The organism is Collinsella sp. (assembly GCF_052346665.1).
In the GTDB taxonomy this organism is placed as follows: Bacteria; Actinomycetota; Coriobacteriia; order Coriobacteriales; family Coriobacteriaceae; genus Collinsella.
Genome location: NZ_DAWDUX010000027.1, coordinates 7,255 through 18,027 on the forward strand (window position 1 = coordinate 7,255; position 10,773 = coordinate 18,027).

At 61.8% G+C, this 10,773-nt stretch carries 7 protein-coding genes, 1 tRNA gene and 1 other RNA gene; 8 read left to right on the plus strand and 1 reads right to left on the minus strand.

Translation table 11 applies throughout. The features are described 5' to 3' along the window. Positions 1-205: 205 nt before the first annotated feature. On the minus strand, positions 206-760 hold the full coding sequence (locus tag ACT8II_RS06195; protein WP_302742351.1) for a LemA family protein: 555 nt from the start codon (positions 758-760) through the stop codon (positions 206-208). A 301-nt stretch (positions 761-1,061) separates the two neighbouring features. Between ACT8II_RS06195 and ACT8II_RS06200 the strand changes: the two genes are divergently transcribed. The 8 genes from ACT8II_RS06200 to ACT8II_RS06235 all read left to right on the plus strand — a co-directional run. Then, on the plus strand, positions 1,062-1,652 hold the full coding sequence (locus ACT8II_RS06200; RefSeq protein ID WP_118652353.1) for a TetR/AcrR family transcriptional regulator: 591 nt from the start codon (positions 1,062-1,064) through the stop codon (positions 1,650-1,652). A 24-nt stretch (positions 1,653-1,676) separates the two neighbouring features. Continuing rightward, a tRNA-Ser gene (locus ACT8II_RS06205) sits at positions 1,677-1,766 on the plus strand. Between the two features lie 247 nt (positions 1,767-2,013). Next, positions 2,014-3,939, plus strand: coding sequence for a tRNA adenosine(34) deaminase TadA (gene tadA, locus ACT8II_RS06210; RefSeq protein WP_118652649.1), 1,926 nt, complete (start codon positions 2,014-2,016; stop codon positions 3,937-3,939). A 213-nt stretch (positions 3,940-4,152) separates the two neighbouring features. Then, positions 4,153-4,248: signal recognition particle sRNA small type (gene ffs, locus ACT8II_RS06215), an RNA gene on the plus strand. Positions 4,249-4,491: 243 nt separating this feature from the next. Further along, positions 4,492-6,384, plus strand: coding sequence for an ABC transporter ATP-binding protein (locus ACT8II_RS06220; RefSeq protein ID WP_443813372.1), 1,893 nt, complete (start codon positions 4,492-4,494; stop codon positions 6,382-6,384). Beyond that, entirely contained in the window at positions 6,377-8,341 is a 1,965-nt protein-coding gene (locus ACT8II_RS06225; protein ID WP_443813361.1) for an ABC transporter ATP-binding protein, read from the plus strand. Before ACT8II_RS06220 ends, ACT8II_RS06225 begins: the two co-directional genes overlap by 8 nt. A gap of 224 nt (positions 8,342-8,565) precedes the next feature. Further along, positions 8,566-10,119, plus strand: a complete 1,554-nt coding sequence (locus ACT8II_RS06230) for a PTS transporter subunit EIIC (protein WP_443813362.1) — start codon at positions 8,566-8,568, stop codon at positions 10,117-10,119. A gap of 176 nt (positions 10,120-10,295) precedes the next feature. Beyond that, positions 10,296-10,773, plus strand: a 478-nt coding sequence (locus ACT8II_RS06235; RefSeq protein ID WP_443813364.1) for a family 4 glycosyl hydrolase, incomplete at its 3' end; no start/stop codon positions are given.

Sequence of the window (10,773 nt, forward strand, 5' to 3'; positions counted from 1 at the left end):
TTGCGGTGAAGTGACCAAGGCGGAGTCTTTTCTATCAGGTGCGTTTACCGGTCTATCGCGATTCTAACGCGTATGCGTGCACGTCATTCGAACGCGTCATGACTGTTCTGTAAGCGTGGTGGCGGGGCATGGCAAGTGCCCTAAAACGCGGACGCCCCACAAGCGGTGGTGCTCGCGGGGCGTCCGATCGATTCGAAGGTATCTGCTAGAACTTGACCTGCGGAACCTCGCGCGTCGCTTCCGCGGCTTCAAAGCCGGTGCGCGGCTTGAACTGGAAGACGCCGGCGAAGATGTTGCCGGGGAAGGTCTGAATACCGTTGTTGTAATTCAGCACGCAATCGTTGTAGCTCTGGCGAGCGTAGGAGATCTTGTTCTCGGTGTCCTCGAGGGAGGTCTGGAGCTGGGTGAAGTTGGCGTTCGCCTTGAGGTCGGGGTAGGCCTCGGCAACCATGAGCAGCTGGCGCAGGGCACCGGTGAGAACGTTGTCGGCAGCCATCTTCTCCTCGGGGGTGGCGGCTGACCCGGCGGCGGCGCGCGCCTCGGTGACGGCGTCGAGGGTCTCCTTCTCATGTGCAGCATAGCCCTTGACGGTTTCGACCAGGTTGGGAACGAGGTCGTTACGGCGCTGCAGCTGCGTATCGATGTTCTGCCACGCGTTGTCAACGCGGTTGCGCAGGGTGACCAGGTTGTTGTAGATGCCGGCGATACCCATGGCGAGTGCGGCGACGACGATGATGACGATGATGAGCGTGAGATCCATGCGTGCTCCGTTTCTGCGGCGGCGTTTTCGCGCCGTGCTCGTGGTACTGGTCAGTATACCCATGCACGCGGGTCGATGTGCATGACAAGGGACTCGCAGACGAAGGTGCGCACCTGCCGCGCCCAGCGCCCGCCCGATCGTGGTCTCACGTGGTCACCTGTTGCCGATAATTCGTCAAGAGCCACCTGCCGCTTGCACATTTCCTATCAAGCGGTAGGATAAGAGACACCTATAAGATATCTATCTTAGTGCGCTCAAATGCGTTATATCGTACGAGCGTATTGTTGGGAATGGGATCGAGATGGATCTGCGTATTCAAAAAACGTACCGTTCGTTGCTCGTGGCGTTCACCAAATTGCTCGAGACACATCGCTACGAGGATGTGACGATCGCCATGCTCTGCGACGAGGCCATGATTCGCCGGACGACCTTCTACAAGCATTTCGCCGATAAATCCGAATTCTTCAGCTTTTTTGTCGATAGCCTGCGCATTGAGATCACCAAGTATGGAGAGGAGCAGTCCGCCGGCTCGCGATCTGCCGAGGCGGATGGGGGAGTGAATGCTGAGGAGGGCCTGGCGATCCTGCGCGCCCTCGTCGATTTCATGCTCGATCACGAGCGCATGATCGACAACATTTTCGAAAGTTCAATGAGCGGCATGATGGTTCTCATGATGGCCGATCGCGTGGCGGAAACGCTGCGAGAGCGGTACCGCGACAAATTCCAGAAGAGCGAGGCGGACGTGATCACGCTCGCGTCTGCATCGGAGTTCGCCGCCGGCGGAATCGTGCGCCTATTTGAGAAGTGGTGGGTGCGCGGACACAGCGTAGAGGGCAAGGTGGAGTTGATTACCGTTGCCGAAGCCATGGTGACACGCGTACTCAGGTCCTAACGATGGTATGATTACCCAGCGCGTGGAGAGATGGCAGAGCGGTTGAATGCGGCGGTCTTGAAAACCGTTGGGCACGCGAGTGTCCCGGGGGTTCGAATCCCCCTCTCTCCGCCAGTTTTTGTTTGATGGGCGAGTTCGAAAAACTTGCTTTGAGGTGGATTGGCAGATATTCGAACCCGCGAGGGGGCGGAGCTGAGAAAACGCGAAGACGTTTTCCAGCGTAGCCCGCAAGGCGCGAAGCGCCGCAGCGAGGCGAGGACGCCGAAGGGCGTCCGTCGAATCCCCCTCTCTCCGCCAGTTTTTGTGAGTTGAGCGAGCCCAACCGGCTCGCTTTTTTCATATGGTGGACGAGGGTGATTGCATGCGAGGCCAGTTTGCAGACGACGAGCGCTTCATGCGCGAGGCTCTGACAGAAGCCCGGGCGGCAGCAGCACTCGGCGAGGTACCCATCGGCGCCGTAGTGGTGCATGAGGGCCGCGTGATCGCCCGCGCCCATAACCGCCGTGAGCTCGACGAGGATCCCTCGGCACACGCCGAGTTTTCCGCCATGATGGAGGCATCGCGTGCTCTGGGACGCTGGCGCCTCACCGGATGCACGGTGTATGTGACGCTCGAGCCGTGCCTCATGTGCGCGGGCCTCATGGTCAACGCGCGTATCGACCGCTGCGTGTACGGCGCCGTCGATCCAAAGGGCGGTGCGGTTGGAACGCTGTACGACGTGAGCCGGGATCCTCGTCTCAACCACTCGTTCGAAGTCGGGGCGGGCGTCCTTGGAGATGAGTGCGCTGCCGTGTTGCGCGAGTTTTTCCGAGGGTTGAGGGCCAAGCGCAAGGGCGCGGCGGTTGGTACGGGTGCCATGGCCGTCGCGGACAGCTCCCCTGCGAGTTCCCTCGCGCAAGGTGCCTCCGCGCCCGCCCTGGTGCCTGCGCCTTCACGCCGCGTGATACTCGCCATCGACTCGTTCAAAGGATCGGCGACGAGCGCGCAGGTCGAGACATGGTTCGCTGAAGGGATGTCTGCCGCCGACCTCGGTTTGGATGTCATGTCCATCCCCGTTGCGGATGGAGGGGAAGGGACGATGGACGCCGTTCGGGCGATGCTCGGCGGCGAGGTCCGCGAGGTCGAGGTGACCTCTCCCGTTGGAACCGCCCGTACTGCCGGGACGTTCGTTGCCGGGGCGTCTGCGGATGCCGGGAGCGCGGATACGCCCGAGGCGTTTGCCGGCGAGGTTCACTGGGCTCCATATCTCCTGGTCGACGTTGATGGGGTGGGGCTCGACGGCGGACAAGCGGGCCTCATCGCCGTGATTGAGATGGCACACGCGGCCGGCATCTCCCGTTCCCCGCGCACGAACGAGGCTGCCCTCGCGGCAACAACCCGCGGCGTGGGCGAGCTCATGCTCGCCGCCGTCGCTGCGGGCGCGAAAACGCTGTATATCGGCCTTGGCGGCAGTGCCACGACGGACGGCGGTGCGGGCATGCTGCAGGCCCTCGGCGCACGGATTCTCGATGCAGCAGACGAGCCGGTGAGGCCGGGCCTCGCCGGTCTGCGCGACGTTGCCTTCGTCGATCTCGCGCCCGCTCGCGAGGCGCTGGCTGGCGTACGGATCAAGGTCCTTTCGGACGTGGGGTGCCCTCTTGTGGGGCCGCGCGGCTCCGTGCGCATGTTCGGGCAGCAGAAGGGGCTGGGCACGGGCCTCGATGACATTGCGCGAGACGAGATGCTTCGCGAGTGCGACCGCCATATGTCAGCGTATGGCGCGCGCCTCACCGCCGCTCGCGATGCCCTTGATGGAACACCTTGGCAAGTTGCCGTCCCTGGCGCTCGCCCCACGTCGCTTGCGGGTGTGCCGGGAGCCGGCGCCGCGGGCGGTTTGGGCGCCGCACTCCTCGCCCTAGGTGCGGAGCTCGCGTCTGGGGTGGACGCGCTGCTCGATCTGGCACAATTCGATAACCAGGTGTCCGGCGCGATCGCGGTGATCACGGGCGAGGGATCAATTGACGCTCAAACGGCGGAAGGTAAGGTTCCGGCGGGGGTGGCGCGTCGCGCCAAGCACGTTTGCAAAGATGTTCCCGTCTTTGCGGTGTGCGGCTCGCGCGCCGAGGACCTCGGAAGCGTGTATGCACTGGGGATCGATGCGGTCCTGCCCATCGAGCTTGGTCCCCAGCCTCTGGAGCGTGCCCTCAGCTCCGCGCAAACCCGCTCCAATCTCATCGCCTCTGGCGAGACCCTCGCTCGCCTGATTGCAATGCGGGAAGCGAGTCGCACTGCGGGGCACCGACCGTAACGCGAAGAACCGACCCGCAATGTGAGGAATCATGGGTTTGAAGCGAGGCCACTCTTTCAAACCCATGATTCCTCACAAAAAGGTGCCTGGTAATGTGATTTATCATAGGTTTGAAACAAACGCGCTCATTTCAAACTCACGTTTTCTCACATGGGCGATGCTCTGGACGAGTGGGCTCAAAGCCGCTACTATAACAAGACACGCCTTGCGCGTTCGATGGGTTCGGGTGACGATATGTTCCGAACCTGGTCAGGTCCGGAAGGAAGCAGCCATAAGGAGCCTCTGACGGGCACCCGTTCCCATCGAGCACACGGGGCGTTTTTTGTGTCGCGGCTGCCTGGGACGTGGTTGCAGGGGAGGCGTCGCGGCTGCCATGAGGCGCGAGCGACGTGCCGCGCTATTGTCCCGGGACGCACGCAGGGCACCTGCTCGTAAACAATCTGATGCATCGCTCGGCCTTTCGTGGCCGGCTGTATAATACGTGCCGATGCACCTAGGCGCGGCGGTGTTTTGCGAATTCGTCTGCGCAACGAGTCCATGAGGGTCATCTACATGATTGGATTGCTCAAACGGTTTGGCCGCCCTTTTCGCCGAGAGCTGACGCTTGGACCGGCAAGCAAGCTCATCGAGGTCATATTCGACCTGCTTACGCCCCTTGTTGTCGCTCTCATGATCGACCGCGGTGTGGGCGAGCGCAATGTCGGTGTACTGCTCGCTTATGGGGCATTGCTCGTGGGTATGGCGCTGGCGGGCTTCGCCTCCACGCTCATCTGCCAAAAAATGGCCGCCCGTGCCTCCCAAGGGATCGGTACCAGCATGCGCGACGCGCTGTTCGCGCATATCAACTCGTTTTCGTATGTCGAGCTCGACCGTTTTGGCACACCGTCCCTCATTACGCGCATCACCAACGATATCAATCAGGTCCAGCTCGCCATCGCGCTCGCGATTCGCCAACTCACACGCTTTCCGCTTCTTGCAGTTGGCTCCATGGTGGCGGCCCTGCTCATCGATGCCAAGCTCGGCCTGATTTTCCTGATTTCAACGCCTCTCATTGGGGCGATCTTTTGGTTTGTGATGGCGCGTTGCATCCCGTATTTCAAGCGCATGCAACGGCAGCTCGACCAGATTGGCCTGGTTACGCGCGAGGGTCTGTCGGGGGCGCGCGTCATGCGCGCGTTTGTACGTGAGGACTACGAGCGAGAGCGCTTTTGCCACACCGCGGTTGACCAGGCGAACACCGCCATCGCCGTTGGACGTCTGTCCAACGTGCTCAACCCGGCGACATTTCTCGTGATGAACTTGGCTGTCTGTGCAATCCTATGGGTCGGCGGCATCCAGGTAAACGTGGGCGCGCTCACGCAGGGTCAGGTCATGGCGTTCGTGAACTACATGACGCAGACGCTGCTTGCCATTGTCTATGTGGCGAATTTGGTGGTCGTGTTCACCAAGGCGAGCGCGAGCGCCGGGCGTATCGAGGAAGTGCTCGCGTGTGAGCCGAGCATGTGCGATGCCGCCGAGCGGGCTGGCGGGGACGATACCGGATCGGGGTGCACGGCGGGAGCTGTTGGCGAGGCGGCCCCTGCTTGCGAGACGGCCCCCATTGGCACGGCGAGCCCTACCGGCACGACGAGCGATGTGCTCTCCGGAGGCTTTGATCCGAGCGTCCCGGCGATCAGACTTTCCGGCGTCTCTTTTGTCTATCCGGGCAGTGCGGAGGACGCGGTGCACGACGTGACGTTCGAGGTTCCGCGCGGCGGCACGCTCGGCGTGATCGGCGGTACGGGCTCCGGCAAGTCGACGCTGGTGAGCCTTTTTCCACGTCTGTACGATGTTGCGCGGGGTTCTGTTGAGGTGTTCGGCCGCGATGTTCGCGCGTGGCCGCTTGGGGAGCTGCGCCGCGCATTCGGTTTCGTTCCCCAAAAGGTCGAGCTGGTGAGTGGCACCATTCGGTCGAATCTTCTGTGGCGCGACCCGCTCGCCTCAGACGCTGATCTGTGGAGGGCTCTTAAGACCGCTCAGGCGGAGGACTTTGCGCGCGCTCTTCCCAAGGGCTTGGATGCGCCTGTCGAGGCGGGGGGAAAGAACTTCTCGGGCGGTCAGCGCCAGCGCTTGACCATTGCTCGTGCGCTTGTTGGCGCGCCACCGCTGCTCATCATGGACGATTCGGCCTCGGCTCTCGACTTTAAGACCGATGCCGCGCTTCGCAGGGCGATTCGCATGCTCAGTGGTGCTGATTCAAGCGTGACCACGGTGGTGGTGAGCCAGCGGGTGTCTTCGGTGCGCGGCGCCGACCTCATCTGCGTGATGTGCCATGGCCGTGCGGTCGGTGTGGGCACGCATGAAGAGCTTATGGCGACGTGCGAGGTGTATCGCGAGATCGCTGAGTCCCAGTTGTACTCGGATGCCGCTGCATCGGCGGCGGAGGAGGGGGGCGCACATGCCTAATCCGTATGCCTCCACGGCCGGAGCCTCCACCATCACGGCGACCGTATCGGGAAATGACAACCTGAATGATTTTCGCGATTCCCGCGGTGGCGGTAATTCCGACCGTGCGCAAAAGCCGATGGGGACGGCTCAAGTCGCTCGCCGCATCTTCGCCTACGTACGTCCGCATATCCTGCTGTTCGTGGCATCGTTCGTGTGCTCTGCGCTTTCCGTCGTGCTGCAGCTTTTCGTGCCCATATTGATCGGGCGTGCGATCGACCTGATTGTGAGTGCGGGAAGGGTGGACATGGCGGCGCTTGTGCCGCTGCTCGCGAGGCTTGCGGCAACCGTTCTCGCCGCAGCTGCGTTGCAGTGGGTGCAGGGTGTGTGCGTGAATCGGCTCTCTTACACCACCGTGTGCGATCTGCGCATCGAGGCGTATGACAAACTCACGCGCATGCCTCTCTCGCTCATCGACCGCCATCCCCACGGTGACTATATCTCGCGTGTGGTGAACGATGTGGATCAGGTGGGCGACGGTCTGCTGCAAGGTTTGACACAGCTGTTCAACGGCGTGGTGACGGTTGTCGCCACCCTCGCCTTCATGCTCGCGACCTCGGCCCCCATGGCGATTGTCGTTGTGCTCGTCACGCCGTTTTCTGTGCTCGCGGCGGGTGCCATGGCGCGGTTTGCGGGGAAGAGCTTTACCGCCCAAATGAGCATTCAAGGCGAGCTCTCGGCATATGTCGAGGAGTATGTGGGGGCGCAGCGCTTGGTGAGCGCCTTTGCGTATGGCGAGCGCGCGCAGGAGGGCTTTTCCTCCATTAACCGTAAGCTTTGCGCGGCGGGTGAGCGCGCTCAGTTTCTCAGCTCGCTTGCCAATCCGGGGACGCGCTTTGTCAACAATTGCATGTATGCCGTTGTGGTGGTTGTGGGCTTTGTGGGTGTGGTGACTGGTTTCCCTGCGGTGCTCACCGTTGGCGACGTGCAGGTTTTCCTGTCGTACGCGAATCAGTACACCAAACCGTTCAATGAGATTTCGGGTGTCGTTACTCAGATTCAAGGCGCTTTTGCTTCGGCACGCCGGGTATTCGCCCTGCTCGATGCTCCCGAGGATGACATGGGGGAGAAGCCATTCGACCTTGATTCGAACGACGGGGCAGCGATGGATTCCGCGCGCAACTCTGTCGTTTTGCACGACGATTTGGCTGCCGACCTTGGGGCCAGCCTTCAGGGTGGCCCCAAGGGCGACGTTGTCTTTGATCACGTCGACTTCTCCTATGAGCCCGACCACCCGCTACTCCAGGACATCTGCCTGCACGCGCGCCCGGGTATGCGTATGGCACTTGTGGGCCCCACGGGTTGTGGCAAGACAACGCTCATCAATCTGTTGCTGCGTTTTTACGATACCGATTCGGGCGAGATTCTCGTTGACGATAGGCCCATTGCCTCGTATTCCAGGGCGGACCTGCGGCGCATGTTCGGCATGGTGTTGCAGGAGAGCTGGTTGTTCGAGGGTACCGTACGCGACAATATTTCGTACGGTCGGCCGGACGCCACACGCGAGCAGGTGGAGGAGGCCGCACGCCGCGCCCGCGCCGATGCGTTCATTCGAGCTCTGCCCGACGGCTACGACACGGTGCTGCCCGAGAACGGCGGGTCGCTATCGCAAGGTCAGCGCCAGCTGCTCTGCATCGCGCGCGTCATGCTCTCCGACCCCGCCATCCTCTTGCTCGATGAAGCCACCAGCAGCATCGACACCCGAACCGAAATGCAGGTCCAGGCGGCATTCGACGAGCTTATGCAGGAGCGTACGAGCTTCGTGGTGGCGCATCGCCTGAGCACCATCCGCAACGCCGATTGCATTCTCGTGATGCGCGATGGCCACATCGTGGAACGTGGCACGCACGACGAACTGCTCGTCGCCGGAGGTTTCTACGCCGAGCTCTACAGCAGTCAGTTTGCGCCTGCCGAGTAATATCGTTCGCGCCTTCGTCTAGCGCAAGGGCGCGAACGGCGGAAAAACTTCGGTGAGTGGCAATCTTGTTGGACAAGATTTCCATTTCTGTGGAACCGTACACGCCATTCCTTAAAGCCCCTTGGTATTTCGTAATCTCCCGTATCCTGCAACCAGCTGCAGCACGCGAAGAATCGCCTCTTCGCATATGGTCAGTTCCCATATAGATTTCGGGAGGGAATGGGATGAACCTCGACATTCAAGGTGCGATGAAGCGCTTCTCCGGCGCCATCATCAAGCCCGTCATGTTCCTCGCGGTCGCCGGTATCTTGCTGGCGGTGAGCGTTATCCTCAAGATGGAGGGCATGCCCGCGCCTGTGGTTATGCTCGGCCAGCTCATCTACACCTGTGTCAACTCCGGCGTGGTCGGCAACCTCGGCCTGATCTTCTGCATCGGCCTCACCTGCGCTCTCGCCAAGAAACGCGCCGGCGACGCGGCGGTCATCGCCGCCTCGACCTTCTTGGTCTTCCTGTATGCTAACAACGCCTGGCTCACCAACAACAACATGCTCATCGATCCCGCCGGCGGCCTGTATGGCACCGGTCAGGGCGTCGTCCTGGGTATCCAGGTCGTCGACATGGGCGTCTTCATCGGCATCATCCTCGGCTGCCTCAACGGCTGGGTGTTCAACAAGTTCTGCGACACCAAGTTCCCGGAAGTCTTCAGCACCTACGGTGGCACCAAGTTCGTCTTCCTCATCGCTATCTTCATCGCCGGCGTCCTCGGCGTCGTGATGTGCTACGTGTGGCCGGTTGTCAACGGCTGGATCAACGGCCTGCAGGATTTCATGTACGGTACCGGATACGCCGGCCAGTTCGTCTACGGCTTCCTGAACAAGCTCCTGATTCCCACCGGCATGCATCACCTGCTGTGGATGCCCTTCATGTACTCCGCCGTGGGCGGCACCGCGCAGATAGCCGGTGAGGCCTACGCGGGCTCCTACAACATCTTCATGGCCGAGCTCGGCAACGCCTCCGCAATTACCGCTATGGACCCGTCCATCCGCTTCAGCCTCCTCGGCTTCGGCAAGTGGTTCGGCACCGTCGGTACGGTCCTCGCCTTCATCTCGGTTGCCAAGCCCCAGCATCGTGCCCAGGTGCGTGCTATGCTCGTTCCCGCGGCGCTCGTCGCCATCCTCGCGGGCATCACCGAGCCCTTCGAGTTCATGTACCTCTGGGCGTCTCCGATCCTGTTCGTGGTCAACGCCGCCCTCGATGGCCTGTTCCAGTGCATCCTGTTCGCTTCGGGCTTCCGCGCGCTTCTCACGGGCTTCATCGAGACCGTTCCCGGCCTCATCGCCCTTCCCGCTGAGCTGTCCCAGTGGTTCATGGTGATCCCCGTCGGCGCCGTGGCGATTGTCGCCTGGTTTCTCGCCTTCCGTTTCCTCATTCTCAAGCTCAACCTGGTTACCCCGGGTCGCGAGGACGATGACGAGCTTCTAGACGAGGCCGATGGCTCTTCCAGCGCAGCCCTCGCCTCGGGCATCTCCCCTGAGAGTGTTCAGGTCATCATCGATGGCCTCGGCGGTGCGGCGAACATCAAGAGCGTCATGAATTGCTTCACCCGTCTGCGCGTCGACGTCGAGGACATGTCCCTCGTCGACGAGGACAAGATCAACGAGTACAAGAACTCTGGCATCGTCCACGGCGGCCCGAACAACATTCAGATTGTTATCGGTCTGAAGGTCCAGGACGTGACCGAGGCCGTAAAGGCCGCCCTCGGGATCAAGGACGAGTAGTCCCGATCGCCGAGTCTCCGGCCGGGTACGCTGGCCTCTGCGCCCGCACCCGGCGATCCACCCACGGTAATCATGGGGCGCGCGTTCGAATCCGAACGGACGCGTGATACAGGGGCGCGGGCCATTGCGCCCCTGCCCCAAGGCATAGGCCAGAACTTACAAGGAGAGGAAAGATCATGAGCAAAGAGCAGTTTGTCGTCACCATCGTCGGCGGCGGTTCCCGTTACACCCCCGGCATCCTCAAGATGCTGGTCGCCGAGAAGGACCGCTTCCCGCTGTCCAAGGTCGTCCTGTACGATAACGAGTACGAGCGTAACGCTAAGATTGGCGAGTACGGTCGCATCCTGATGAGCGAGTACTATCCTGAGTGCGAGGTCGTGGACACCACCGATCCCGAGACCGCCTTCACCGGCATCGATTTCGCCTTCATGCAGATCCGCGCTGGCCGCCTGAAGATGCGCGCCTCCGATGAGCACATCGCCCTCAAGCACGGTTGCATCGGCCAGGAGACCTGCGGAGCCGGCGGCTTCGCCTACGGCATGCGTTCCATCCCGGCTGTGTGCGACATCATCAAGGACATCCGCAAGTACTCGCCTGAGGCCTGGGTCCTCAACTACTCCAATCCCGCGGCGATCGTCGCCGAGGCCACCAAGC